The 25,986-nt window shown below is 67.8% G+C and carries 15 protein-coding genes and 4 pseudogenes; 8 read left to right on the top strand and 11 right to left on the bottom strand.

The window, feature by feature from the left end; genetic code table 11:
* A pseudogene (locus tag OOK07_RS43195) lies at positions 1 to 201 on the top strand (IS5/IS1182 family transposase); the annotation flags it as partial.
* Between the two features lie 49 nt (positions 202 to 250).
* Here OOK07_RS43195 and OOK07_RS43190 read toward each other — a convergent pair.
* Entirely contained in the window at positions 251 to 1,312 is a 1,062-nt protein-coding gene (locus tag OOK07_RS43190; RefSeq protein ID WP_266802773.1) for an ISAs1 family transposase, read from the bottom strand.
* A 129-nt stretch (positions 1,313 to 1,441) separates the two neighbouring features.
* On the opposite strand from OOK07_RS43190, the gene OOK07_RS43185 reads away from it, so the two are divergent.
* From OOK07_RS43185 to OOK07_RS43175, 3 genes and pseudogenes are all read left to right on the top strand, one after another.
* Positions 1,442 to 1,825: a hypothetical protein gene (locus OOK07_RS43185; RefSeq protein WP_266425331.1), complete on the top strand. Its 384-nt coding sequence runs from the start codon at positions 1,442 to 1,444 to the stop codon at positions 1,823 to 1,825.
* On the top strand, positions 1,822 to 2,853 hold the full coding sequence (locus tag OOK07_RS43180; protein WP_266802771.1) for an IS3 family transposase: 1,032 nt from the start codon (positions 1,822 to 1,824) through the stop codon (positions 2,851 to 2,853). Before OOK07_RS43185 ends, OOK07_RS43180 begins: the two co-directional genes overlap by 4 nt.
* A gap of 40 nt (positions 2,854 to 2,893) precedes the next feature.
* Positions 2,894 to 3,010: pseudogene (locus tag OOK07_RS43175) on the top strand (ATP-binding protein); the annotation flags it as partial.
* Between the two features lie 20 nt (positions 3,011 to 3,030).
* Here the strand turns inward: OOK07_RS43175 and OOK07_RS43170 are convergent.
* The 7 genes and pseudogenes from OOK07_RS43170 to OOK07_RS43140 all read right to left on the bottom strand — a co-directional run.
* Positions 3,031 to 3,333, bottom strand: a pseudogene (locus tag OOK07_RS43170) (integrase core domain-containing protein); the annotation flags it as partial.
* A gap of 4 nt (positions 3,334 to 3,337) precedes the next feature.
* Positions 3,338 to 4,756, bottom strand: a complete 1,419-nt coding sequence (locus tag OOK07_RS43165) for an IS30 family transposase (protein ID WP_524540335.1) — start codon at positions 4,754 to 4,756, stop codon at positions 3,338 to 3,340.
* Positions 4,757 to 4,829: 73 nt separating this feature from the next.
* Positions 4,830 to 5,432 (bottom strand): annotated as a pseudogene (locus tag OOK07_RS43160) (IS3 family transposase); the annotation flags it as partial.
* Between the two features lie 7 nt (positions 5,433 to 5,439).
* A complete protein-coding gene (locus OOK07_RS43155; RefSeq protein ID WP_524540345.1) occupies positions 5,440 to 7,134 on the bottom strand; it encodes an ISAzo13 family transposase in 1,695 nt (564 codons plus the stop codon).
* Positions 7,135 to 7,201: 67 nt separating this feature from the next.
* Positions 7,202 to 7,513: a transposase gene (locus OOK07_RS43150; protein WP_266593911.1), complete on the bottom strand. Its 312-nt coding sequence runs from the start codon at positions 7,511 to 7,513 to the stop codon at positions 7,202 to 7,204.
* Between the two features lie 500 nt (positions 7,514 to 8,013).
* Positions 8,014 to 11,193: an SNF2-related protein gene (locus tag OOK07_RS43145; protein WP_266802769.1), complete on the bottom strand. Its 3,180-nt coding sequence runs from the start codon at positions 11,191 to 11,193 to the stop codon at positions 8,014 to 8,016.
* A 10-nt stretch (positions 11,194 to 11,203) separates the two neighbouring features.
* Positions 11,204 to 12,976 carry a DUF262 domain-containing protein gene (locus OOK07_RS43140; protein ID WP_323183057.1) on the bottom strand — a complete coding sequence of 591 codons (1,773 nt, stop codon included), beginning with the start codon at positions 12,974 to 12,976 and terminating at the stop codon, positions 11,204 to 11,206.
* 71 nt (positions 12,977 to 13,047) lie between these two features.
* On the opposite strand from OOK07_RS43140, the gene OOK07_RS43135 reads away from it, so the two are divergent.
* From OOK07_RS43135 to OOK07_RS43125, 3 genes are all read left to right on the top strand, one after another.
* Positions 13,048 to 17,442 carry an NACHT domain-containing protein gene (locus tag OOK07_RS43135; RefSeq protein WP_266802766.1) on the top strand — a complete coding sequence of 1,465 codons (4,395 nt, stop codon included), beginning with the start codon at positions 13,048 to 13,050 and terminating at the stop codon, positions 17,440 to 17,442.
* Between the two features lie 134 nt (positions 17,443 to 17,576).
* Positions 17,577 to 18,683, top strand: coding sequence for a hypothetical protein (locus tag OOK07_RS43130; protein WP_266802764.1), 1,107 nt, complete (start codon positions 17,577 to 17,579; stop codon positions 18,681 to 18,683).
* 132 nt (positions 18,684 to 18,815) lie between these two features.
* Positions 18,816 to 19,763, top strand: a complete 948-nt coding sequence (locus OOK07_RS43125) for a hypothetical protein (RefSeq protein WP_266802762.1) — start codon at positions 18,816 to 18,818, stop codon at positions 19,761 to 19,763.
* Positions 19,764 to 19,999: 236 nt separating this feature from the next.
* Here OOK07_RS43125 and OOK07_RS43120 read toward each other — a convergent pair whose 3' ends face one another.
* Entirely contained in the window at positions 20,000 to 20,200 is a 201-nt protein-coding gene (locus tag OOK07_RS43120; protein ID WP_266802760.1) for a hypothetical protein, read from the bottom strand.
* 119 nt (positions 20,201 to 20,319) lie between these two features.
* Between OOK07_RS43120 and OOK07_RS43115 the strand changes: the two genes are divergently transcribed.
* Positions 20,320 to 21,207 carry a hypothetical protein gene (locus tag OOK07_RS43115; RefSeq protein WP_266802758.1) on the top strand — a complete coding sequence of 296 codons (888 nt, stop codon included), beginning with the start codon at positions 20,320 to 20,322 and terminating at the stop codon, positions 21,205 to 21,207.
* Between the two features lie 182 nt (positions 21,208 to 21,389).
* On the opposite strand, the gene OOK07_RS43110 is transcribed toward OOK07_RS43115, so the two are convergent.
* Positions 21,390 to 22,334 carry a hypothetical protein gene (locus OOK07_RS43110; protein ID WP_266802756.1) on the bottom strand — a complete coding sequence of 315 codons (945 nt, stop codon included), beginning with the start codon at positions 22,332 to 22,334 and terminating at the stop codon, positions 21,390 to 21,392.
* A gap of 687 nt (positions 22,335 to 23,021) precedes the next feature.
* Complete coding sequence (locus OOK07_RS43105; protein WP_266802754.1) at positions 23,022 to 25,463, bottom strand: DEAD/DEAH box helicase; 2,442 nt, start codon at positions 25,461 to 25,463, stop codon at positions 23,022 to 23,024.
* Positions 25,464 to 25,986 lie beyond the last annotated feature (523 nt).

Below are 25,986 nucleotides of genomic sequence, written 5' to 3'. Positions count from 1 at the left end.
CCAAAGAATCCCAGTCAGAACGGAGTTGACCACCCTGCTCTCAGGTGAGGAAGACGACAGCGCCGAGCACCGCAAGGTCCGCGCCCGCGTGGAACACGTCATCGGTGGATGAAGAACTACACGATCCTCCGTGACTGCCGCCGGCGAGGCGACGGCTTTCATCACGCGGTCCAGGCCGTTGCCCGCAATGCCAACCGCGCCTCGCGTCACAGGGCTGTTGCAAAGTCTGACGACCTTGAATCGTTGCTGGTCAGGTCAGTCCGAGGAGGTCGAGTGGACGGCGGAAGGGCTCGTAGGACATCTCGCGGATCCCGGCGGCGATGTTGGCGTGGCCTGCCGCTCGCAGGACGTTGATCGCGAAGCTGCGGAGCGTGGCCATGTTCTGCGGTCCGTATCCGGTGCGGATCTTCGAGGCGTCTTCGGCGAAGGTGGTGTCGCGGACGAAGTGGAGCCGGTTCTCGATCACCCACTGGGAACGGGCCAGCTGTCCGAGGCGCTGGGGGGATGCCTGGCGGGCTGTCAGGTCGGTGAGTGCGTAGACGGTCTGCCGGGTGACTTTGCAGGTCCTGATGTCGGTGCGGTGGCGCAGGATTTTCACGGCCTGGACCGCGTGGGGAAAGTCCAGGCCGAGGTCGGTGACCGTCAGGGCCCTGGTCGCCCTCGTCTCCTTGCGGCCGTGCCCCGTTTCGCGGTCGTAGCGCCGGGCGGTGGCATGTTTCCACGGCAGTGCCCTCAACTGCCGCAGCAGGCTGGGCTGGTTGGCCTTGATCACCAGCAGGAAGTGCGCTTGCTTCTCCTCCACCAGGAACCGGGCATGGGCGCGCTGGGTGTGCAGCGCGTCGGCGGTCACCGTCACTCCGGCCAGGTAGAACGGCTCCAGCAGGGCGGCGAAGCAGGTGATCTCGTTGGTCTTGTCCGGCACCCGCAGCTGGGTGACCGTCTGCCCGGCGCCGGTCATCGCGGCCAGCAGGTGTGCGGCCGGGCTGGTGACGGTGCGCGAGCCCCGGGCGGTCTTGCCGTCCACCGCGAGGGTGCCGGCCCCGGCTGGATCGGTGCCGAGCAGGTCGGCGAGCCCGCCCGGGCAGACCGCGTTCAGGACGCGGCGCACGGTCGCCGCGCTCGGCGCGACGCGGACGCTGAACACCGTGGCCACGCGGGCACCGAGCCGGGCGAGGGCCGTCTGAGGGGCCGCTTTGGCCCACTGTCCGATCGCCGTGAACGAGCGGGCCCCGGCCAGTACGGCGGAGCAGGCGATCAGCAGGACGCTCACGAACGAGTGACGCCTCCCGCGCCGGTGGCGCGGATCGGCCAGCGTGACCAGCCGCTGCGACAGATGTGGGAGCGCGCGGTGCTGACGCGAGGGCCCTCTCTGTCAGCCTTGGGTGAGACGTCCCGTTCTGCGGGGTTAGCCTGAGAGGGCACGACAGGAGAACCGCCCCGTATGCCAAGCACTGAGCCCGTCGGGTCCGACCCGGCGCCGAGGCCGAAGCGCCGTACCTTCACCTCGGAGTACAAACTGCGGATCGTCGCCGAGTACGACGCCGCGCCCAGGAACGAGAAGGGCGCGGTCCTGCGCCGGGAACGGCTCTACCACTCGCATGTCAAGGAGTGGCGGGCCGCCCGGGATGCCGGGGCCCTGGAAAACCTGGTCGACCGCCGGACCAGCCCGGCCCGTGCGAAGAAGTCCGCCGCGGAGGTGGAGAACGAGAAGCTGCGCCAGCAGGTGGAGCGGCTGCAAAAGGACCTGGCCCGGAACAAGGCCGCACTCGAGGTGATGGGAAAAGCCTCCGCGCTCTTGGAAATGATCTCCGAGAGCGCGGACTGAAGCACGCCGCCGACCCGGTCCTCGACACCGCGTTCACCGGCGTCGGGGACCGGCTGGGCATCACGGCCGCGTGCCGGCTGACCGGCCGGTCCAGAGCCACCCACTACCGTCGGCTCAAGCCTCCGCCACCGCGCACACCCCGCTCCCACGTCCAGGCGCAGCCATCGGCGCTGACGGACGAAGAGCGCGCGACGGTACTGGAGTTGATGAACAGCGCCGAGTACGCAGAGCTGCCGCCCGCGCAGATCTGGGCCCGTGAGCTGGACGCGGGCCGCTATCACTGCTCGGTCTCCACGATGTACCGGATCCTGCGCGAGAAGGGCCAGGCGGGCGAGCGGCGCCGTCAGGCCACCCACCCGGCCAAGGCCGTGCCCGAACTGGTCGCCACCGCCCCCTCGCAGGTCTTCACCTGGGACATCACCAAACGGGCCGGACCGGCCAAGGGCAACTGGTACCACGCCTACGTCATCATCGACATCTTCAGCCGCTACATCGTCGGCCACACCGTCGAGCGCGCCGAATCAGCCGAGCGGGCCGAGGAGCTGATCCGGGACACCGTCGAACGCAACGGCATCGTGCCCGAGACCGTCCACGCCGACCGGGGCACCTCCATGACGTCCAAGAAGGTCTCGCAGCTTCTGATCGACCTCGGTGTCACCCGAAGTCACTCCCGGCCGAAAGTCTCCAACGACAACCCCTACAGCGAGGCCCAGTTCAAGACCACCAAGTACATGGCCGACTACCCCGAACGATTCGACTCCCTGGCCCACGCCCGCGAATGGTTCGACGCCTTCATCTCCTACTACAACCATGAACACCGGCACTCGGGCATCGGATGGCACACGCCGGCCAGCGTCCACTTCGGTACCGCCGAGGAGGTCCGCGACCAGCGGGCCGTCACCCTCACCGCCGCATACAACCGGCACCCCGAACGCTTCGGCCGCCGCCCCACACCACCCGAGATACCCCGGAAGGCGTGGATCAACGACCCTGCCAAGCGCAGGGAACCCACACCACAGATCCCATAGCATCACAAACGTCTCACTGGACTTGAAATCTTCCGCGATGACCCTGGCCACCGCCACCGTGGATCGCCTCCCTCGCCATGCTCACATCGTGGTCACGCAGGGTGAATCGTTCCGGCTCACCGAAGCGACCACGGGGAAGGGCGTGATGGGGCCTTGACCCCGAATCCTGAACACGTCTTATGCGGCTTCGGTGAGCGTAGTTGATGTTGTGTGGAAGGTGTCTTCGTAGGCGATCGGACTGCGTTGTCCGAGCCGGGAATGACGGCGGCGGGTGTTGTAGCGGTGGAGCCAGCGGAACGCTGCGAGGCGGGCCTCACGCTCGGTTGACCAGCCCGTTCGGCCCTGGAGCGTCTCTCTTTTGAAGCTCGCGTTGAAACTCTCGGCGGCGGCGTTGTCCGCCGAGCTGCCGACGGCGCTCATGGACTGCCGGACACCGGCCTGAGCGCAGGCGTCGGCGAATGCCCGGCTTGTGTATTGGGCGAGTTCAACCGGTCGATGCAACACCGTGCTGTTGCAGTGAGCGTAGCTGCTCTTCGAAAACCTCGGCCGGTGTCCGCCAACCGAGGATTTTTCGGGGCCGGTTGTTGATTGCCAGGGCGACGGCTTCGAGGTCCGTGGACGACCACCGGGAGAGGTCGGTGCCCTTCGGGAAGTACTGACGCAGCAGCCCGTTCGTGTTCTCATTTGTCGGTCGTTGCCAGGGCGAGTGCGGATCGGCGAAGAACACCTTCGTCCCGGTGTCGAGAGCGAACTGGGCATGGCCAGAGAGTTCCTTCCCTCGGTCCCAAGTGAGGGTCTTGCGCAGCTGCTCGGGCAGCTGCGTCATCGACGTGGTGAGCGCCGCGTTCATCGCGATCGCGCCATAGCCTCCGAGCGAGGGGCCGTTCTTCGCGGGTGTCCTTTCCCCCCAGCCCTCCAGCCGGGGCAGGTGCACCAGGAGTGTGGAGCGGCTGCTGCGCTCGACAAGCGTGCCGATCGCGGAGCGGCCCGTCCCAATGATCAAATCGCCTTCCCAGTGTCCGGGGACCGCGCGGTCTGCGGCCCCGGCGGGGCGTTCACTGAGGACGACGTCCGCGGTGACATGCCCCTGCGGCTTGTTCCGTGACCGTGCACGGGGAGTCCGCAGCGCCCGGCCGGTGCGCAGACACGTGACCAGTTCCCGCTTGAGCGCGCCACGGCCTTCGATGAACAGCGCCTGGTAGATCGCTTCGTGGCTGATGCGCATGGACTCATCATCGGGGAAGTCGACATGAAGGCGATGCGAGATCTGTTCCGGGCTCCATGCCGTCGCCCATCTTCTGTCCTGGCGGTGCGGCTTGTTCAGCCCTTTCCATGCGGGCGTCCTGGGCCCGGTGACGATCGTGTTGTCGGGGCGGCGGACGCTGCCGACGAGCCGGTCCTGTACATATTCACGCAACCTGTCGTTGCCTGTGAGCTTCGCGGTCTTCGGGCGCTTGGCGGCCTGCTGTGCTTTCCACTGGGCGACCGTCGCGCGGTACTCCTGCTTGCCGCCGCGCGTGGCAGCGTTGCGGCGCAGTTCGCGAGAGATCGTTCCGGGGTCACGCCCCAGGGCGCGGGCGATCTCGCGCACGCCCTTCTTCATCGCCCTGAGGATCGCGATCTCCTCGCGCTCCTCGAACGCAAGGTACCGGCCCGTGGGCTCGGCCAACGAGATCGGAGGCATGCCGCCAGCGTGACGAAACCACCTCGCACCCACCGGCCACGACACGCCGACCGCCAACGACGCCTCCACCGTCGTGACCCCCGTGGCGATCAGCCGCCAGAACTGGCGCTGCACGACTCGAGACGGATCAGGCCGCCCCGGCGACCGCATCGCCGGCCGCAACGCACGATCAGCGCGCCACTGCCGACGCCGACCCTCCGGAACATCGCTGGTCTTCAAACTCCAGTCCGCCGTAGCCACGTCGCACACCTCCGAGATCAGGGTGTTGCGACGACCAGTTGAATCCACCTTGCGATCCGTGGTCCGTGTGCATGATCGCGCCGTTCAGGCTGCCGCGGGTCCGGATCGCGGCGGCCAGGGTGTCGGTGACCAGCTCGGTTCGCATGTGGTCGGCGGCGGCCCAGCCGGCCAGACGGCGTGAGCACAGGTCGATCACGGTCGCGAGATAACAGAACTTCCCGCTGCCGATGCTCAAGTAGGTGATGTCACCGACGTACTTGGTGTTCGGCGCCGCCGCGGTGAAGTCGCGGCCGATCAGGTCGGGGGCCTTGGCCGCGGACGGGGCCGGGACCGTCGTGCGATGCCTGCGGCGCAGGCGAACTCCGGTGAGCCCGATGGTCCGCATGACACGGGCGACGCGCTTGTGGTTCACCGCCCGGCCGTCGTCGCGGAGTTCGGCAGTGATCCGCGGGACGCCGTAGGTACCGTCCGAGTCCCGGTGCACTTGACGTATCCGGGCCGCGAGTTGGGCGTCCGCAGCCTGGCGAGCGGCCCGCTTGGGTGCGGTGCGGCGCCAGTAGTAGAAGCTGGAACGGGCGATCCCGAGGATGGCGCACAGCCGCTTCACGCCGTGACGGCGCTGGTGATCGGCAACGAACTGGAAGCGGGTCAGGAGCCGTAATTTAACTACTGGTTGAGTTGATCTCGTTGTCGTGGTGCTCGATCACGCGCTTCAAGGCTTCGATCGTGCGGGGAGGGCGGGTCCTGTGGAAGACGAGGACTCTGGCGAGCTCGGGCCCTGCGAAGGCCAGCATCGGCTTGGACCTCCCGGCGTGATAGCTCAGCACGTTGCGCCTACGGCCCATCAGTTCGGCCGCGAGGGTCAAGGTGACGGTGTTGCGGCTGCGGAGCACGGCGGCCAGGACGCGGTGGCGGTGATCGAGGGTGCCGAAGCCGGGGTTGCGGCCGCGGCCGTCCCTGCCTGCACTCTGGCGTTCGGCTTCGGTCAGGACCTGTTGGCACGGTTCGAGCTGGAGCACGAGCTGTTCGAAGTGTTCTCGGGTCATGCCGGTGAGTGCGGGGTGGGTGAGGAGGAAGGTGGCCTCGGCCGGGACGGGAGGACCCAACTCGTCTGGTAGATCTTCCGGAAGCTGCTGGCCGGGGTCCTGCGGGGCAATGGTGTAGTTCCACTCGCCGTGGAACTCGTCGCGCTCGACCCGCCGCTCGGCGCTCTTGCGTTCGGCTCGGGTGAGCACGCGGCCGGTGGGGTACGCGTTCTCGTCCAGTGCCGCATGAACGGTCAGTCCGGTGCGGGTGCGGGTGGCGGAGATGGTCTCCAGCAGCACTTCGTAGCTGGTCAGCGGCTGCCCGCGCAGGCTGTGGGTGATCCGGGAGAACAGCCGATGTTCCACTTTGTTCCATTTTGAAGTACAGGGTGGAAAGTGCATGACGGTGATGCTCAGTCCGCACTCGTCGGCGAAGTCGGTCAGGCCCATCTTGAACAGGCGGGAGTCGGCAGAGTTGGCTCCTCCGGCATCGGCGGTGACCAGCAAGCGGCCAGCACCGGGGTAGTCGAGGCACCCTCGGACCTTCCACCAGCGACGCAGGGACTCCACCGCGAAGGCGGCGGTGTTGCGATCGGTGCCCACGTTCACCCAGCCGCTGTCGCGCCCCAGATCGTAGATGCCGTACGGGATAGCGATCGGGGTGTCGGGGCCTATGAAGTCGTGGTCTGGGGCGGTGATCGGCTGGCCTTTGGGGCGGTAGGTGCGGCCTGGGCGGGCGAAGTCACCGATCGGTTCCTTCTGTTTCGCATCCACGCTCACCACCGGCAGGTCCCGCGCCAGAAAGCGTTCGGCGGCGGTGTTGATGTGCCGGAACTGGGCGTCGCGGTCGGGCACCTGACTGCCGGCCCGAGTCTTGGCCATGCCCTGCAGGCTGAAGCCCATCGCACGCAGCAGGCCGCCGACCACCGGGGCACTGACCGGATGGCCGGCATCGGTCAACTCTTGGGACAAATCCCGCAACGAGGCAGTGGTCCAGCGCAGCGGAGACACCGGATCACCCACCTCACGCGGCTCGATCAACAACTCGAGAGCCGCCACCAGACCAGGGTCACGCTCGGCGGCGGACTTGCGCCCGCCGCCGGGTTTGCGCACCCGCCCCAAGATCTCTGCTCCGCCCGCGAGTTCCTCACGCCCTCGTGCGACGGTCGACTCCGAGGCCTCCGCCAGCCTCGCCACGGCCGCGATCCCGCCATGCCCCAGAGCCTCGGCCTCGGACGCCAGATACAGACGGCGCTGCCGCTCGTCCAGATGCGGCAGCACTGCCGCGAACTTCGCATCCAGTACCGCCAGGACTTCATCCGGAATCGCCACAACAGCTCAACTACATCGCGGCACAGAGGTATTGGCCCGAATCCGGCAGTAGTTAAATTACGGCTCCTCACCAGCGCGTCTCCCCGGCGAAATACCGGGCCGCCTTGCGGAGGATGTCGCGTTCTTCCTCCAGCTCGCGGATCCGCTTCCGCGCGGCGGCGAGTTCGGCCTCCACCGGGTTCCGGGCCTGGGCCGACGCCGCCGGAGGCGTCGAGTGGGCACCCTGGCGCCGGCCGTCGTCGGCCCGGATCCAGTTCCGCAGGGTCTCGGTGTTGACCCCGAGGTCCTCGGCGACCGACTTGATCGTCGCTCCCGGCCTCGACCGGTACAGCGCGACCGCGTCCGCCTTGAACACCGACGGATAGTGCTTCATTGCCATCTGTGCAGGACTCCTGACCACCCGGACCATCAAGATCCAAGTGTCTCCGGTGTCCAAAATCCGGGGTCAAGGCCCCGCACTGAGGGGTGGCTCCCGCTGGACAAGACAACGGACCTCTCGCTTTTCCAACACAGCTTCGGGGGACAACTTTTGAACACGGAGCGTTCACTGTCTATGACGGAGCTCCCATCACCTGATGAGATCGAAACTGTCCGTACGCCGCCGACGGCTGGAAGCGTGACCGGCTCGACGCCTGGGGCGTCCCGTGGCCCCCTCCCAAGGGATGGAACGGCGAGCTGACCGAGCGCTGGAAGGCCGCACACCGGGACGGCACACCGTGGCCCTGCCCCGTCTGGCCCCGGCCGACTTCGCGCAGAAGACGCTCGACCTCGGCTGACCCGACGACGGCGGGGCCGGACAGGATCAACCTTGCCCGGCTCCGCGATCGCACGGGAGTGGTCCCGCTCGGGGCCTGGGTCCTTCGGTCACCCCTGCCTGTTTCAGGTCGGACTGCCTGCGGTGCGGTGGGGCAGGAGCATCCAGGCGGTGAGTTGGATTCGTTCGCTGGTGGGGTCGTCGGTGAGGCCGTGGGCGGTGGCGACTTGTTGGCGGGCGTAGTCGAGGAGTTCCCACACGAGGTGGAGTTCGGCGGGGGCGATGTGTGCAGTGGGCAGGAGAGGGGCGGCGTCCTGGCGGGTGTCCAGCCACTGTTCGAGGTCGAGGTGGGCCTGGTCAAGGCAGCGGGCGGCGTCCAGGGTGATGGCCTGGTGAAGGGGGTGCCCGTAGACGCGGGCAAAGGCGGTGATACGTCGCTGGTCGGAAGGCTGGATGAGGGTGAAGCAGTAGATGACGCCGGGGACGTCGAAGTGCCCCGGGTGGATGGCGCCGCACCACAGAGGCAGGCGCTCGAGGGCTTCTTTGAGGCGGGGTTCGCGCATGGCGCGGGCGAGCCAGACCCGTTGGTGTTCGGCCAGGGGGAGGCGGCCGCGGCGGGTCTGGGGCCGGTCGAGGTGATCGACCAGGTCGACGAAGTTGCGGGGTTCGACCGGGGCGCCGGGCAGCAGCTCGCTGGGTGTTCCCACGCAGGCGGCGGCGACGCGGGTCTTGGCCATGAGCCGGTCCACGAGCCGCAGGACGAGATCGAGTCCGATGTCCGGGAGGACGGTGTAGGAGGCCACTTGCGGGTGGGGTGAGCCGAGGCGGTCGATGCGGCCCAGCCGTTGTTCGAGGATCTTCGGGTTCCACGGCAGGTCGTAGTGGATGACGAAGCCCGCCTGCTGGAGGTTGACGCCTTCGGCGAGCATGTCGGTGGTGATCAGCAGGTCGTAGAGGTCTTCGGGGACCTCGACGCCGATCTCTGCGCTCAGGTCGGCTGCGGTGTGCGGCGCGAAGTTCCCCAGCACGGCGGCGATGTGTGCCTTGGAGGGGACCTCAGCGTCGCCGAGACTGGCGATGCGGCCCTGGAGGACGTCCAGCGGTGTGCCCGGCAGGGCGGCTGCTGTCAGGCGTGCTGCCAGATCTGCGGTGGTGACACGTGAGCTGGCGAACAGCACGGTCTTCGCTGGTGCCAGCCCCGATGCGGCACTGATGCGGGCCAGGAGATTAGTGATGACGGCGGGTTTGGGATCGTCGGGCACGGCCGCGGCGGCCGTCCGGGCGAGATGCTCGAGGACTGCGAAGTCGTGCTCGAGGTCGGCGCGCATCGTTTCGGCGTCGAAGTCGGCTGCCGGGCGGTAGCGGAAGTCCCGGCCGGGCGTCTGTGGGCCGGGCCCGGGGCGTTCACCGCCGAGGTAGTAGTCCACGAGGGTGTTGTAGTCCAGCTCCTCGCCGTTCCCGGGGTCCTGGCCGGCGGGGGAGTCCAGCAGCTGTCGGATCTGCTTCTTGAGCCGGACGGGCACATAGACCCGTACCCGGCCCTGGGCGAGCTCGTCGAGGGCGATGCGGGTGCGCTCGGCCATGTGAGAGGCGGTGGCGGCGAACGCGGCGACGGACGACTCGATGCGCTTGAGCAGGCCCATCCGCAGCAGGCCGAGCAGCAGCGGCAGCCAGCGCGGCTCGTCGGGACCGACCCGAAGATAGGTGGTGGCCTTGTAGGCCGCCAGCCGCAGGGTGTTCACCCGTGGTACCGGTCCGCGCAGTTTCTCCAGGTCGGTGAGTTGCTCCTCGGACAGGGCGTTGTCGTGGCCGACCGCGTCCAGCACGTCGCCGAACAAGACCTGGAGGGAGGCGGGCAGGCTGTAGCGCACCGGGATCTGCTGCACCGCCGGGAACTTGAGACGGCGTGCCTCGCGAGCGTAGGCCTGGACGACGAAGGGCCGGGTGCGGCGCACCATCAGCCGGTCCAGCTCGGTGTGCAGCCGCTGCAGATCCGACTCGTCCAGCACATCGGCGTGTTCACACAGCTCCTCCAGCTCGTCGAAGGACAGACGCCCCTGCTGGACAGGATCGTCCGGGACATCCCGCAAGGGGGCGGCGATTCTCAGCAGCTCCGTCAGATCACGGCCCCGGTTCTGCACGGGGGTCGCGGACAGCATCAAGACCTTCGGCCGCACGGGCTGATGGGCGAGCAGCTGGTTGAGCGCCCACCGCCAGGTGTTGCTGTTGCGCAGGCAATGCGCCTCGTCCAGGACCACCAGCCCGTAGGAATTCCAATCGGCACCCCGGCGTACCAGGCGCCGCACCCGCAGCAGCAACTGCGGGTAGCTCAGCACATGCACGCCGTTCAGCTGCCACTCGCCCAGTCGCCGGCGCCACACCGACTGCTTGATGTGGGCCGGGCACACCACCAGGACCGGGCCCGCGCCGGCCAGGGTCAGACGGCGGATCACCTCTCCGGCCATATAGGTCTTGCCCAGGCCGACCTCGTCGGCCAGTAGTGCCCCTTGGTAACGGTCCATCACAGCCAGCGCTTTGGCGACCCCGTCGCGCTGGAACGTCTTCAGCTGCAGTACCGAGGGCGCGGCGTTGACCTCGTCACCGAAGCGGGCCAGCAGCATGCGCAGGTAGACCAGCTCCGCCGAGTACGGGCAGAGCCGCTCATCGATCAGCGCGGCCAGATCGTAGGAGCCTCCTTCATCCCAGAACTGCTCCACCACCGCGGCGGCCGCCCGGCTCTGCCGCGCGGTCTGGGCGGCGAAGCCGAGCTCTCCGCTGGTGCACAGCCCCGGCATGGTCAGGTTGAAGGAGCCGGCCACCGCCCGGTGCCTGCCCGAGGCCGTCACCTCCACGAGCGCCTTGGCATGCAGGAAACGGTGTTCCCAGCGGCGGCACTCCACCAGCGGATGGTGCAGCCACTGCCGGATCTCATGCAGCCGCCAGGCGCTGGCCGCGCTCGTGGGCACCCCGTTGAGCTCGGCCCGCAGCGTCTGCTCGCTCTGCCCCAGAGCCTGGGCCACCCGTCTGCGGCCGGCGGGATCCCCGGCCGGCTCGATCAAGGCGGCCCGCCCGGTCGGCTCCGCCCCGAGCAGCAGACGCACGCGCGTCCCGGCCTCGACGACCCGCCGCAACGCGGGCACCAGCAGCTGCAGACCGTGGAAGCTGACATAGCCGGCCGTCAGGGTCACACAGCCGCCCTCCCGCTCCGCCTCGCGCAGCCACCGCCTCAGCAGACCGGCGACGCTGTGCCCGCCTTCGTTGGCGTACACGCCGGCCGGCAGCCATGCCGGATCGCCCGGCACCATGACGGGCACGTCAGAACCCGCAGTCCGGAGCGGCCAGCGGACCCGCCGTCTCCAGGAAGGCGTTGATGACGTCCGCCATGGCCTCGGCCCGCAGCTTCAGCTGCTGCTCCACTGGCAGCATTACGGGCCCGCCGGGCGGGGCCGTGAGCTGGTGCGCGGCCAGGCCGCCCGGAGGCACATCCAGGTGCTCGAACACCAGACGGCTCCAGCCGCCGCTGGCCCTGATGCGTTCAGCGCTGCCCTCGCCCAGCAGAGCCCAGGCCGCCAGACTGACCTCCGCCCCCGCAGTCGGCCACAGCAGCCGGGGCAGCATCCGGGGATCGGGAAAAACCATCGTGGGATCGGCGAAGTCGATCACCGGGCCACAGACGCGGTGCGCGCAGGCCATCGCATACAGCGTGCCCGCTGCCCCCAACAGGCGGCGTTTGGACGCGCTGGGACGCACCAGCTGCGCGGCCTTCAGCCGGGGGGCCGGACCGGGAGCGCTGTGCACCGCCAGCAGCGCCGCCGCCTCCTCGAAGGACGCGGCGGCCAGGACAGCCCGCACATCCTGACGCGGCCGGGACGAGTGAGGACCGCCGGGATAGAACTGGCCCGCCGCGGCGTGCGCCAGCCACCGCCAGGTGAAGGACGCGCCGGCCGCCTGAGGGAAACGGTCGAACAGCGCACACAGCACCCGCGCGGCCGGAGGCGACCACAGCAGCGCGTCGCCGGTGATGCCGTGACGGTGCAGGAAGGCGATGACCTGGGTGACAGACTGCTTCGTCCGCTCCACGGCCCGGCTCACTGCAGCGCTGCGAGCCCACCGACCCTGCCCCCGGCGTGCATCGCGCGGCAGGAAATCCTGCAGGACCAGGTTGAGCTGACGGCGGTCCAGCGCACAGGCGAAGCCCGCGTCGCGGGCGGTGCGCACGAGCACGTCGATGTGCTCCCGCTGCAGCTGCTCAAAAGCGATGCTCAGGCTGCACAGGGAGCGTTCCTCGGGCTTGAGGGAGGGGTTGCGGCGGATGAAGTTCTCGGCTGCGTCGGGCCATTCGGCCGCCAGCCACTCGATGGGCAGCACATACCGCAGCAGCCCGGTCCGCAGCTCCAGAGCCTGCTCCACGAGGGCGTCGGTGGGGGAGTAGCCCGCCTCTTCGAGCAGCAGGCGCACTTCGCCGCCTGCGTCGGTGACGAGATCAGCCAGCCTGATGTGCCGTGCGCGGCCCGGCTGGTGCGTACGGAACTGGATGCCACCTGAGGAGGTGAAACGTACCGCCACCTCCAGCTCCGGCCCGCCCATGGACGCCCACAGCTCCTCGGGCAGCCAGGCGGGGCGCCGGCCGAACGCGCCCGCGTAGGAAGTCCCCCGCTGCTGGCCGTCCAGGATCCACCAGCGCGGGCGCCCCTCCAGCTCCTGGTAGCGGCCCGCCTTCGGCCGATGTCCCACTGGCGGCTCCCAGATCAGCATGGACCCCACCCGGTAGCCCCGGTACAGGGAGTCGATCAGCCGCACGGAGAACGCGGGCCGGACACACAGGGCGCGCTGCATCGGGGGAAGGTCGTACGCTCCGCTTTCGGCCTCATCCAGGAAACGCTTCAGCTCAATTCCGGTGTCCCTCACTCCATACCTCCAAATCGGAGAAAATGTGACGAAAGGGACGTTAATGGGAGGGTCTGACAATGCCCGGCGGACACAGCGGGCACCCCGTCTCCGCCGGGCGCCGGGCGAGCTGAAGGGAACAGCCGCAGGCCCGGTCCCCGCGCCTGTACTGCGCACCGTCTGGAAAGGCAGGCTCGGCATGTGCGTGCTCGTCTCCGGTCACACAGCAGAGCACTGCGGTAGGTTCGGGTGTTCATCCGAAGGAGCATCGCGTGCATCTGGAGCGATTCTGCGTCCCCGTCGGTGAGGCTCTGCCTCTCGACTCCGACGGCTTCCTGCAGGAGCCGACCGCATGGCCCTGGCTGACCCGCGAGACATCCTCCCTCGTGACGGTGACGCAGTCCTGCGCACGATCGGCTGTTCTGCTCGGTGAAGCCGGCATCGGCAAGTCATACGCGCTGGCCGCAGTCCTCGACCCGAAGCAGACCTCCTTGGCCTGGGAGACGGAGGCGAGGGTCGACCTCGGGCAGGTGCGTACCTGGGAAGATCTGACCCGAAAAGCCCGGCCCGTTCTGGACCGGCTCACCGTTCTTCCGCTTCCTGCCGAGGCCGAGCCCCAAAGAGACGAGCAGCCGCTGCGGTTCCTCCTCATCCTGGACGGGATCGACGAATGCCAGGCGACGAACAAGGAAATCGCGGGCTGGTTCACCGACCTGGCCGCCTCCTACGACTGCCGCCCGTTGCAGGTACTGATCGCCTGCCGCACCATGGCCTACACCAACGCTCTGCAGCAGGCCGCCGCCCATGCGTTCGGCATCACCGACCGCGACACGTACACCCTGGCGCCCCTGCGGAGATCCGACCTGATCACGGCAGCCGCGAGCAGGGACCTCGACTCCGAGCGGTTCCTGAACGCCGTCACTGCCTCCGGTGCCCAGGCACTGGCCCGCACCCCCCTGACGCTCGAGCTGCTGCTGGATACCTTCGCCGCCGAGAACACCCTGCCGGCCAGCCGGAGTGCCCTGTACGGATTCGCCCTCCCGCGCGCGGTCATGAACCAGGGGGAGGACCGAGATCCGGCCGAGCTCGCAGGCACTCAGGAGCAGCGGTTCGCCACGGCGACCCGCCTTGCCTGTTACTGCCTGCTCACCGGAGCCGAAGGTGTCACCAACCTCCGTCCGGACCGGACAGACCGCAATCTCCTGCCCCTGGACACCTTCCTCGGCACGGAAGAAGGCGCCCTGTCCGGCCAGTTCGTCATCGAACGGCCCATCCTGGAAAGCGTCCTGCACAGCCCTCTGTTCACCAGCCGGGGCCAGGCAGCCGCAGGACCCGCCCACGCCTCCATCGCTTCCTACCTCACGGCCCGCTACCTCGCCGACCACCAACTCGGCCGCGAGCAACTGCAGGGGCTCCTCGTGAACCGCGGTGAGATCGGCGAGGCGGGCATCCCTGGCGACCTCCATGAACTGGCCGCCTGGCTTGTCGCCCTGCGCCCCGACCTCGGCGACTGGCTGATCGGAACCGACCCGGAAGCCATCGCGTCCTACAGCTCCTACATCGACGATGCCCACTGCCGGAAGCTGATGGTCGACGGCCTGCTCCGGCAGGCCCAGCAGCACACCTCCCACAATGCCCCCTGGCGGCGTACGGGCCGCCTTCAACACCCCGATCTCACCCAGCAGTTGCGGCAAGCGCTCCGCGATGCCGCGGCCCGCTCCCGGCCCGGGGACACCCAGGAACTGGAGCTGGTCTTCGCTCTGATCACAGACAACGAGACAACCGAGCTCCTACCGGACGTGGCAGCCGTCGCGCTCGACCCGCAACAGTCGCACCTCCTGCGCCGTCTCGCGGCGCAGATCACCGTCGACCTCGACCGCGATACTGCGGCAGGACTGCTGAAGCCGATCCTGGCCGAACTGGCCCAGCACCCCAGCCGCGACCCCCACGACGGTCTGCGCGGCGTCGTCCTCGAAGCGTGCCGCCCCCAGCTCACCACGGCGGAACTCCTTGCGGCCCTGACACCCCCGCACGCTGAATACAGCCTTTACACCAGCTTCTGCCGCGGCCTGCCAGCCAGTCTCGGTCCCGACGAAATCACATCGTTCTTGTCCTGGGCCGCCGACCACCTCACACCCGCCGATTCACCCTGGAACGCGTGCGCCGACACCGAGACCATGGTGCAGACCCTCCTCGACCGTGCCCTGGCCGGCCCCGCAGCCGAGAACCACATCCCCGGCGTGGCCGCGCTGCTGCGCCCATACCTGCGCACCTATCCCCGGCTTGCCGTTCCCGCGCCCTTGTGCGCGCCGGTGAACGACCCCGACAACCCTCAAGCCCGCCGACTGCGGCGCCTGTTGGTCCAGCAGCTCATCACCCTCGCGACAGACACCGAGGACGCCCTCCTCCTCGCCGAGGGCTGGGACCCCCATCCGCCGTCCCGCACCCTGGCCCGTCCTGACACGAGCCTCCTGGGCGGTGCGGAACGAGAGGAACGAAGCAGCCTGCTCGACAGCGCTGACCTTGCCTGGCTGGTCGAGCTCGAGCAGGCGCTGAACGATGCCAAGGCCCCTCATGCCCTGCCCGCTCTGCACTACGTATGGTCCCTCACGCGCACCACGGACGCCGCGCAGGACATCGCCTGGGCCACCCGAGGCACCCGAGTCTGGGACCAGGCATTCGCCGTCTGGTTCGACGCCGTCCCCACCAAGGGCGAGGCCGCCGACCGGCTCAGGGCCACAGAAACCAGACAGCGGGTCCAGCCCAGGAAATGGGACGGCCGCGCCGAGTACGCCGAAAACACTCCGATCCTCCTTGCCCGAGCAGAAGCGGCCGACACCGACAGCTTCATCGACCTCTGCCACAACCTGCTTCACGACCCGGAGACCGGCACGCTCTCCGCCATCTCCACCAACCTGCTCACCACACCCGGCACCGCAGTCCTGCCCACCGACCACGCCCCCCGCCTACGCGCAGCAGCGCAACACTTCGTCACGAAAAGCCGACCGACGGACAACGACTGGATCGGCACAACCAACCTTCCCTGGCAACCTTGGGCCGCCGTCCTCGCCTTCACCATCCTCCTCGACGACCCGTCGGCAATGGCTGCCCTTGCCGCCAGCCAGTGGCGCGCCTGGGCACCCACGCTGGTGGCATTTCCTATGGAAGACACCAGCACCGCAGGCAGAGCCAGCCGTCAACGCCTGCTGCAGGCGGCGCTACCGCATGCCCCGGAGGAACTGCAGGCCACATTTGAAACCCTGGCCCGTGCTTCCTACGCGGCGGAACGCCCCTTCCCCGAACTCGAGTTGGCCGTGAGCATCCAGACCCCGGCACTCGAAGGCCAGTTCATGCGTCTGCTGACGGAACTCACCGAAGATGCACATCGCAGTGCCTCCGCCCGGGCCACCGGACCCGACAGATACATGGTCCTCGCCGCTCTGCTGTCCTGGCTGCTGCAGCATGCGGCCCCCGCGACCCGGAGACAGGCACTGGACCAGTTCGGTATGCCCCTGCGCGAGCCCAGCCCCACGAGGGTCGCCGGCCTCGACGCCGCATACCTGGGCGTCTTCCTGACTGAGGCACCCGAGGAGATCTGGCCGACCGCGGAGCACCGCCTGCGAAGCGACCAAACCGTTCTGGACGCCGTCACCCAGAAGATTCTGCACCCCCGCAGCACAGCACCTTGGATCACCGCCCTGCCCACCGAGGCCGTCGCCGACCTCGCCGGGATCCTCCTCACCCGCCATCCCCCCACCGACACCTCCGACGCCTCAGTCCTTGAGCACGGGCCGGGATGCCGTGATGCAGTGCTCGCCCACCTCGCCTCCCGGGGAACGGCCGAGGCCGTCACCCGTCTGCGCACCCTCCGCGATGCCTGGCCGCAGGCAAGCATCCTGCGCACGCTGGTGAGGGAAGCCGAACACACACATCGGGAAACCTCCTGGATCCGCCCCACGGCCACGGAACTTGCCGAGCTGATCCGCAACCCCAACCGGCGGCTGATCAAGGATGGAACCGATCTGCTCGATCTGGTCGTCACGCTCCTGAACGCCGTCCAGCACGACCTCACCACGGGCACGCTCCCCGCAGCGATCCTGTGGAACGAGACCAGCCTGGAAATCCGCCCGGACGGCACGCGCGGCAAGCAACGGCTGCGCTTCGCCAAGGATGAAAACCTCATCTCCGACTACCTCGCCCACACCCTCAGGCGCGACCTCAGCCAGGGCGGCATCCTCATCAACCGCGAGGTCCAGGTCAACCGCAACACCAAGGGCTCCGGCGACCGCATCGACCTCCTCCTCCAGGCCCCCGCCGCACCAGATCCGGCAATTGCTCCACGCCTGCCCCAGATGCCCCTCGCCCACGTAGCCATCGAGGTCAAAGGCAACTGGCACGACAAACTCAACACCGCCATGGAAACCCAGCTCGTCGACGACTACCTGCCCACCCTCGGCACCCGCCACGGCCTCTACCTCATCGCCTACTTCCCCCGGAACCAGTGGACAGCGTCAGAACGCGAGCGCCCTCCCGCCTCACAGACCCTTGCCACCGTGCGAGCCACCTACGGCGCCCAAGCTACTCAGCTCAGCAAGAGGAGAAACCTCGACGTCCGGGCCCTCGTGCTGGACTGCACCATCCCCACCCCAGCCCAACGCAACGCCTGACCACGGCCCGAACGGTCTCGGCCCCATGCAGCCACCCTGTGCTCAGCAAAACCTGGTGCACGCGCGACCATCTGGCTGCAACGCTGGATGCGGCACTACCTCCCAGCACCGGCACGCTCAGGAAGCACACCGTAATGGCGACGACCACCTCGCCCGGCAACGACATCGCACTCGGACTGATCGCACAGGACCTGATGTTCCTGCGCCGCTTCATGCAAGGCGTAGCGACCGCCCAGGACGAACACGCGGTCGTCCCCATGTTCTGCATGCACAACTACGCCTGCCTCATCGTCTACGAGTCGTATCGGACACTCCAGGCGATCGAGCCGGCACTCGCCGAACTGCTCGCCTACGACTGCGTCGCGGCCATCGCACACGCGCGCCACTCTGTGAAGCTCTTCGACGACACCAGGTACAAGCAACTGTCCGATGTCGGCGAGGACTTCGAGCGCATCATCGAGGTCCACCGTGAGGCGTTCCTGAACAACACCTGGCTGCCGCTGGCCCGCCCCCTCGAGAAGGACCTCGCCCTGTGGCGCTGCCGCGGCCGGGTCATCTCAACCTCTCACATCGCGAACTTCTTCCACGCCTCCTCACCGCAGCAGATCCGGAACCCCGCCGCGCTCGGCCGCGAATTCCACGACGTTGCCGCAGAGCTGGGCCGGTATGCAGCCACGGTGACGGACGGACTGCCGTGGGCCGGAACATCCTTCATGAGCAGCCTCAAAGCCACTGACCTGACCGACCGAGATGTACGTGCAGCGAAAACCTACCGGCAGGCCTTCGACCCGGCCCTGCCCGAAGAGATCAAGGGAGCCTTGACGAGCCTCACCTGTGCGCTCAACGTTGTGGATGCGCTACTGGCCGACGACGCCGACGGGCCCTCGGCTGCCACCGTCTTGAAGCTGCGCTACATCACGCTGCACCACGTCCTGTCGAGCCTGCGCAAACTTGCCGCGGAGTACGGACCCAGGCTCCAGCCCCCAGCGCGAGCCCTGCTGGACCAGATCCTTACCGCCTCGACGAGCGACCGGATCGCCCAGGCACACCCGCAATTCCGCAATACTCTCGTCCACTACCGGCCCGAACGGCGCGTAGAGGAGCAACTGTCCCTGAACGAGCCGCTCTACGGGCTTGTCGGCGTGTATTTCCCGGGGGAGGACTTCCTCTCTCTGAACGCGGAAATATCGGCGCACCTCACCGGCGTCGCGCACCGGATGCAGGCATGGTCAGGCTGGTGATCTTCACAGACCGGGACAACCGCCCGTTGCGCCAAGCCAGTTGCGGGGCGCCTCGTGTGTTCAGCATGACGCCCGGCTCCGGAACCGCCATTGTCAACAGGGCGCAGAATGACGACAGTTATCCTGCGGCCCATGCCGACACCGGGGCAGGACCCCACCAACACCTCTGAAGCGAGCACCCCCATCGCCCCGAACGGGATGCCCGCGGCCGCCCCCCACCAGTTCGACTTCCCGCCCGTCCGCAACGGCGTCGACTACCTCGTCAGCGTCGTCGATCACCTCACCGTCGACGACGTGGGGCCTCGGGAGATCAAGTACGCCGTACTCCACCTTCAGGCCGCCGCCGAGGTCCTGCTCAAGGCCCGGCTCGTGCGCGAGCACTGGAGCCTTGTCTTCGACGACCCGGGCCAGGCCACCGAACGGGCCTTTCGCTCCGCCGACTTCAAGAGCTGCGCCATCAACGAGGCCGTCACCCGGCTGTGCAACATCGTCGGCATCACCATCACCGACAAGGAGCAGGAGGCACTCCGGGACCTCGGACGGGACCGCAACGCCCTACAGCACTACGGTCTGACCCACAACGCCCGCGCCCTCGAAGCCCGCGCCGGCCGTGTCCTCGACTTCCTCGTCCGCTTCCTCGACGAGATCCTGCTCCCGGACCTCGACCGAGACGAGAAGAACACGGTCGGGACGGACATGATCCACATCCGCAACGGCCTGGAACACATCCACACCTACATCACGCAACGGATGCGGCGGCTGCGCGGCGAGATGCGCGGGCAGGAGGAGCGCACCATCGTGTGCCCCACCTGCGGGCAACTCGCTCTGGTCGCCGACCGCACGCAGAACGGGTGCCGCTTCTGCGGTACGTCCTGGATCACCGCACCATGGCTGATCCAGATGTGGCTGGACGAACCCACCCACGACTGCCCGCGGTGCCACCAGGAACTCGTCGTCATAGACGTCGTCGTCGCCAGCGAATCCGATCCGGTATCTTTCTGCTTCGGCTGCCCGGGGGTCGTTCCGCTGCCCGACGTCCACGTCTCGGCCGACAGCCGAAAGGAAGATCGCGCTAGCTGATCACGTTGGATAGCCTCGCCCTTATCCACCAGAACGGGACATGCCTGCGCCGCTATCGGCGGAGGACCCAGGACGACAGTGGTAATCAGGCCGAGGAAACGGTCGAGCTGCCGCACGGCCCAGTCCGGGTGGAGAAGGTCCATCACCAGGTCACGATGCCGCTGCTGAGGATCGCCGACCCGTACATTTTGCGCGGCACCCCGGCACACGTTTACGTCATGCCGGGCGTCGTGGGTTCAGGCACCCAGGCCGAGGTCCTTGATGAACACCCCCTCAGCGAACAGCAGACGGACCAGATTGCTCCCCGTCGGCCGGGCCCGGTAGACGCGCAGGTTCTGCGCGCAGGTCTCCAAGTCGGAGATGAGCGTGAGCGCGTGGTAGAGCGTGAAGACCACCGCAACAGCAGGGCCCAGTGACACAGTTGATCTTTTCGACATAGTCGTGTTCCTTCCAATGACCTGAACCACCCCAAGTGAGGGTTCTACCTTCACTATCTGACACACAGGCGAGCAACTGAACCCACCAGGTGAGCCAATCACGTGTAATCTCCATAGGCGTGAGCAGCATCAGCGGACCAGCAACGATCGACCAGCTCGTCCAGGACGCAGCCAGCCACAGCCACACCATCACCGCCCGGCTGATCCGCGACTGGACTGAGAAGGGCCTGCTCGATTACCCGCAGCGCCGCCCGGCCGGCAAGGGCCACGGCTCGCACCCGGCCCTGTACGACGAGAAGCAGCGCCACCTCCTGCTCACATTGCTCCACCATCGCAAGCAAGGCGTGGGTATCCGTACCCTCTCGCAGATCCCCGTTGGCATCTGGATCTACTGGGGACACGACTTCGTCCCTCTGCGCCAGGTCCGCGTCGCCATGGCGACCTGGATCGGTGACCCGAGAGCCAGCCTGCGCCGGGCGCGCCAGATTGCCCAGACGATCCTCCAGCAGATTGACCACCCGGCCGCCACACCGGCCGCCCGCAAAGCGCTGCTGGACATGCTCGCGGATGCCGCCTACACGGGACGTGTCGACCTCACCGCTCTGGAATCCGCAGCCCGTGCCGTCTTCGAACCCGGCTTCAGCCCGCTCCACCGCGCTGTCGGCCACCTCAGCGCACCACTCACCGTCGACTCCCAGATCGGCATCATCGACGCCCGTCTGCGGGCGATCGCGAAGCTCACCACAGGCCAGTTCAGCGACGATGACTTCCGCAACGCCCGGCACGCCCACCTTCTGGGCTACGCCCAGTACGTACGAGACCAGCCCTTCCTCGCTACCCAGGAACCGGCCGACCACCCCGGCCTGTACGAGCCGGTCACCGCGGAGAGCACCCTGAACCAGTCCTGCGACCACCTGCTCACCGCTCTCGGCCTCGGAATCATCTACCCAGAGCGGACCGCAGAGTTCACCCGGCTGCCCGCTCCCCACATCACTTTCCGCGCGTAGACGCCTCAGCTTGATCCTGTCGGGGATCTTGGCGCTTTCCGGCGCCACGGCATGATCAACGGAGCATGCACTGAAGCGGGCCTTGGCGACCAAGTCTCACCACACGGTGGTGGACGCCTGGACCGGCGTCGGGGACGACGGGCTGCTGCGCGACCCCAAACGGGGATTTGAGGCCGGCCGCGTTAGGGTGTGGTGGCGGGCCAGAGGCCGTCATCCCCGTCGGGCGTCTCGAACCAACGGAGTTCCTCAGCCTCGCTGAGGACTCTCTCTCCGTTGAGGTCCACCAACGGCACGCGTACATCCATGCCTGCCGCCTTCAGAGACTCCGGCGTCTTCAACTCGACTCCACAGACGCGGCACACAAACTGCAGGGGAAGGGCCTCTGCCGGCTTCCCCTTCTGGACCATGACGGGAGGGCCAGTGATCAACGCTCCGCACTGACGGCAGGCAGGGCATTCACGCGGCAGAAGGACCGAGCGACCATTAGGTCCGATGCCAACCTTCCACACTGACTTGGTTTCCACGTACGCCTTCTGGGCAGCGTAAGGAAGCCCCTTGAAGCGTTCCTGGAAACGATAGCGGGCCTTCTCTACCAGGCGCCCGAAGTCACGTGATGCCTTCTCCAGCGCATCGCTTAACGTCAGTTGCACGAGATCGTAGTGAGGCCCCCAGTACTCCCTACCGCTCCTCTTATGCCAGGAGTCCGCCAGCAAGGCACTGGTGGTCCGGGCGAAAACGGTCAGGGCATCAAATGACTCATCATGTGCCACGATCAGATGAGCGACTCCGTTGCGTAGCTCGATGAGCTCGTCCAGCTCCGGGTCATCGGCCTGCGGAAGCACGCCTATACGCTTCAGGCGCTTAATGGCTTGTGCTGCCCCAACGGTGCGGATCTTTGTGACCTCTTCCAGACCGGCGAACTGGAAGAGGACGTCGTCGCTCCCCTTCATCTCCATCAGAAGGAAGGGCTCCCGGTCCGCCAACACTGCCTTCGCTAGCCGCTCGATGCTGACGCCCGCGTGCAGGAGGAAAATCTCCTCGTCATCGTTCGCGTGAGCGTCCATCGCCGACCGCGCGAACCTCTGAGCGCCCGAGAACAGGTTGTCGCAGATTTCGTAGATGCGCACAGAAGGACGGTAGCGGTGTCTGTATCACAGGCGCGATCAAATTTGAGACCTCACCCAGGGCACGGTGCTCGCGCGCGGCCCGGCGGTGGTGGCCACGAGGTCTTGACGCTGCCTTGCGCACCCCACCCCCGGCGAAAGGACGCTCGACGTCGTCGGGGGGCCTACAGGGAGGAACGCTCTGGTATTCAGGGCGCTGGAATCGTGCACGGTGGGCACCTGGAAAATGATCCACAAGTGCAGAGTCGGATCTCAGCGGTAGAGAGCGGTGAGGTCTGATCACCGTGCCATCTGGCAGAGTACCCGCCCGACGGTTGGGGCGCGTCGGCTGCACCCTGCCTCGCGGCCTTGACTTCGGCGCGGCGCCGCGGACTCGTTTTCACGACAGGAAGCTCGAGCGGGAGATCTCGGCAGCACGATCGGGGCGAGGCAGAGGACCAGGGGGTTCGCCGCGCCACCGCCGGCATCCGGCGTTCACTCAGCTGCCCCAACGCAGCAGGCGTGCTCCACGACGGGGCTCTACGGTCGTAGTGCCCTTGCTTACTGACAGGACGGCAGGGCACGGGCCGCCCCCGCACACCGCGCCCTGGTCCCGGGGGCGTCCCATCCCCTCCGCATCCCACTCAACGCGACCGAGGATGACGGATTGGACGAGGGCCGCGCATATCGGCGATCTCCGCACACGACCCTTCACCCCCACTTCATCCCGACAGCATTCAGCTCCTGCACCCGCTCAGGTGCCAGACGTTGCTTGCGGGCTCGGCAGTTGGCGATGAACACTCCCAGCGTACGGTCGTCGCCGTCCACACTCTCCACATGCTGGCGGGGGACGTTCAGGTGTCCTTCCCGCTGGTGGTACTGGCGGGCGGCGGCGAGGTTGTCGGCCCACATCTGCGCCCGCGTCCGACCCGCGGCTCGCTGTCTGCCCGGCGCAAGTCCTGCCTGAGGCTGCGCCTGGCCGGGCGTCAGGTGCAGGACTTCCGTGAGCAGCCACTGCTGCGCGGGCAGCAAGCCGTCCCATACGGCAGCGGTGCGCTGGGCGCCGGCCCACCGCCCGAGGTCCTCGCCCTGGACGACGAGCTCCCCGGGCACAACGGGTAGCTTCCCACCGCCGTTGACATGGGCGCGAGCGAGGTGGAAGCACCGCTGCCAGGCGATGTCCCAGGCGGGGCACCAAGCGGGGTCGATCATCTCCAGCTCCCGCCACCGCCGCACACGATCACGCTGTCCCGATGCCCGGCCCTCCTCAGGCCCGTTCTGCGCCGCTCGTTCCCGTCGCGCGGTGGCACGCTGGTCACGCAGCCAGATCCCCAACGGGTGGCCCTGCCAGGTTGCCTCCGTGGGGGCCAGGAGGTGCCCATGCTCCTCCGCCCAGCCGCGCGCGGCAGCCAAGCCCTCGGAGAAGGCCACCTCGAGATGCGACCACACCATCCCGGCCGCATCCAGCTCCTTCACCCGCTCTTCGGCCAGAGTGCCCTGGCGATAGGCGACGCGCTGCTTGGCGATCCACACCCCTAACGCGAAACCATCGGGAGTCGTATACCCGTAGGGAACCCGCAAGTGCCCCTGATCAGAGGCGTAGGCGATAGCGGCCTGCAGCCCCCGCCGCCAGTACTCGCCCTCGGGCCGCAGCACACGCGCCCTGATGAACGCCGCCAACTGCACCGGATCACGGGCCGTGGAGAACCGCAGAAGCCCCTGCGCCGCCCCGCTGACCGCCGCCGTCCCACCAGTGGCCGAGGACTCCTTCCGGCTGGGGGACTGAGGGGCGGCGAGCTGCTCGACGGCCTCGGCATCGTGCGCCCGCAGCGCGGTCAGCACCTTCACCAGATGCGTGTACGACCGCGAAGCCAACATCTCGTCCGGCTCCTCACCCGGCTCCAGAAACACCGGCACCACCAGCGAGGCCACCTTGCCCTCCCCGGGATGCATCCGCAGCGCCCGGCCCACCGCCTGCACCACATCCGGCGTCGAGCCCCGCGCATCCACGAACACCACCGCATCACACGCCGCGGTATCGACCCCCTCGCCGAGCACACGCGCCGACGACAGCACGCACAGCTCCATCACCGCATCCTCGACCACCCCCGCGGAAAAGGTCTCCAGCACCTGCCGCCGGTGCACCGCCCGATGCTCCCCACACAGCCAGTCCGCCCACACCGCCTCCGGCTCCGCGAACGACCCCGCATCGGCCTCCCACAACGCCGCGGCCACCCGCCCCAACCCGCCGGCGAAAGCCTCCGCCTCACTCGTCCGGTGATGAAACGTCAGCACCCGCCGCAGCCGGTGCTCCGCAGCAGTCTTCAAAACCGCCGTCTGCAAGGCCGCCAACCGCACCCCCCGCACCTCATCCGAAAACGCCTCCGCACCCACCAACCGCACCGCCGACAGCTGCGGATCAGCAATGTCCACACAGACCACCTGGTACTGCGCGATCAGCCCCCGCTCGATCGCCTCCGACATCGTCAGCCGGTACACCACCGGCCCGAAAATCTCCTCATCGTCCATCGACGCCACCAACTGCCCCGCCCCACCAGCTGAACCCTCCAGCCCGGGCACCTCCCACACCCGCGGAGTCGCCGTCATGTACAACCGCCGCACCGCCGGCAGCCGCCGATCGTCATGCACCACAGCCCACGGTTTCCCCAACACCCCCGCCGTCCGGTGCGCCTCATCCACCACCATCAGATCCCAACGCCCCCCACCGGCGGCATGAGCACGCTCCAGCACACCCAGACCCGCCGCCGCATACGTGGCGAACACCGTCACCCGCCCTCCGCCTGAGAGCCACCCCGCCAACTCACCCGCATCCGTGGTGCACTGCACCCCCACAGCAGCCTTCTCCCGCTCGGAACACACCCCGAACAACCGACCGCCCCGCCCACCAGCCCGCCACACACCCACCATCTGACCCAGCAGATCGAGCGTGGGCACCAAAACCAACACCCGCTCAGCCCGCAGCGCCTGCGCCGCATAAACCGCGATCAGGCTCTTGCCAGCCCCCGGAGGTGCAATCACCTGCGCACGTACCGCCACGTCTGCGAGCTCTCCGCTCGCCGGAGATCCGAGCGCGCGGACCACCGCGTCAACTGCCTCGACTTGATGAGGACGGAGCCGCTGTTTCCTCGGCACGAGATCCCGCCTTTCGATCTACGGGGGCAGTGAGCCCTCAGAGTAGAGTCTCTACAGAGAAATTATGATGCAAGACACTCATGAGTCGAAGCCATCACGCGCTACAACCGAGCGTGCCCTACACCCGGCGGGTGTTGGCCCTGAACCCCGAAGACCCGCCCCCGCCACCAACAGTATGGGACAATGAGCCCTCAAAACTGACGTAGCGTCATAGGCACTTGACAGTACGTCAAGTGCCCGAGGACGAAAGGCGAAAGGCAGCCGCCACGTAGCTAGCCAGGCTCGCGTCAGCGAGCCTTTGAGCAGGCTCGGAGAGCCTGCTTTTGCAGGGGAGCGAAGCGGACCTGCACTTCGAGCCGCGGAGCGGCTCGAACGGCGGCTCGGCCGCCGTGGCCCGCAACGCGGGCCCATCACATGTTAGTTGAAGCGAAGCGGAAACTGACTGGCGCGGCTTGCCGCGCCAGCGCCCGCGGAGCGGGCGCACAGTCGGCGCAACGCGCCGGCTTGTCGCTGCCCAGCGCGC

The sequence above is a fragment of the Streptomyces sp. NBC_00078 genome (genome assembly GCF_026343335.1).
In the GTDB taxonomy this organism is placed as follows: domain Bacteria; phylum Actinomycetota; class Actinomycetes; order Streptomycetales; family Streptomycetaceae; genus Streptomyces.
This window is presented reverse-complemented; position numbering and strand designations above follow the sequence as displayed.

Bases quoted from the DNA above. Each gene is read 5' to 3' on its own strand.
- OOK07_RS43140 (WP_323183057.1), bottom strand. From the start codon at position 12,976: ATGCCGAGCCTGCCTTTCCAGACGGTGCGCAGTACAGGCGCGGGGACC.
- OOK07_RS43145 (WP_266802769.1), bottom strand. From the start codon at position 11,193: ATGGTGCCGGGCGATCCGGCATGGCTGCCGGCCGGCGTGTACGCCAAC.
- OOK07_RS43150 (WP_266593911.1), bottom strand. From the start codon at position 7,513: ATGGCAATGAAGCACTATCCGTCGGTGTTCAAGGCGGACGCGGTCGCG.
- OOK07_RS43130 (WP_266802764.1), top strand. From the start codon at position 17,577: ATGGCGACGACCACCTCGCCCGGCAACGACATCGCACTCGGACTGATC.
- OOK07_RS43185 (WP_266425331.1), top strand. From the start codon at position 1,442: ATGCCAAGCACTGAGCCCGTCGGGTCCGACCCGGCGCCGAGGCCGAAG.
- OOK07_RS43120 (WP_266802760.1), bottom strand. From the start codon at position 20,200: ATGTCGAAAAGATCAACTGTGTCACTGGGCCCTGCTGTTGCGGTGGTC.
- OOK07_RS43125 (WP_266802762.1), top strand. From the start codon at position 18,816: ATGCCGACACCGGGGCAGGACCCCACCAACACCTCTGAAGCGAGCACC.